At 43.7% G+C, this 898-nt stretch carries 1 protein-coding gene; it reads right to left on the bottom strand.

Annotation, left to right across the window (positions count from 1 at the left end; genetic code table 11):
- Positions 1–824, bottom strand: an 824-nt coding sequence (locus AC3WU2_RS30640; RefSeq protein ID WP_492458612.1) for an IS3 family transposase, incomplete at its 3' end; no start/stop codon positions are given.
- Positions 825–898 lie beyond the last annotated feature (74 nt).

Raw genomic sequence — 898 nt, forward strand, 5'->3', positions numbered from 1 at the left:
CGATGTTGATTGTAAAACTGAATATACTTTTCAATTCTCCTTTGTGCCTCATTCATATTTCGGATATCATAAGGATAGAGACCTTCCGTTTTGAGATGCGAGAAGAAACTCTCTATGGAGGCATTGTCATAACAATTGCCTCGACGGGACATGCTGATTTGGGCGCCAACCTGTGGCAGCATGTCATGGTAAGCATGGGACGTGTATTGGAATCCCTGATCGCTGTGAACGATCAATCCAGTCACGTCCTCTTGTTTGTCCCAAGCCTTTTGAAAGGTTTGTAGAACAAGTTCATTATCATTTCTAAGACTCATCTTATAAGCGATGATTTCGTTATTGAATAAATCTTTTATAGCTGAGAGATAAAGCCATGTTTCACCAACACGATATTGTGTGATATCCGTAGCCCATTTCTGGTTGGGTGCATCCGCCTTGAAATCCCGCTTAAGTAGATTTTTTGCCACACGCCCTTCCGTTGAAGAGGCGTAGTTGCAACGATGCTTCCGGCGAATCCGTGAACGGATATTTAGGACCTGCATGAGTCGCAGCACCTTTTTGTGATTCATCCAGACACCATGATCTTGCAGCAAGAACAGCTGGATTTGTCGATAGCCGTATATCCCATTATATTGTTCGTACACCTTCTTAACGAGTGTCTTCGCTTCCTGATCCTTGTCCGTTCCTTTGCGCTTCAAGAAAGCGTAGTAGCCACTTCTGGAGACACGGAAGAGCTTACACAGATCGCTAACTGGATATTCTTGGGCGGCTTTCTCAATGCTTATATATTTGTTCGTTTCATCTCCTGCATCCAGATTTCCAAACACTTTTTTAGCATGTCGTTCTCCCGTTTAAGTTTTTGGACCTGCCTGTCTTTGTCTACATATTCCTCTCGTCGTCC

This window comes from Paenibacillus sp. EB106-05-06-XG162 (assembly GCF_058791655.1).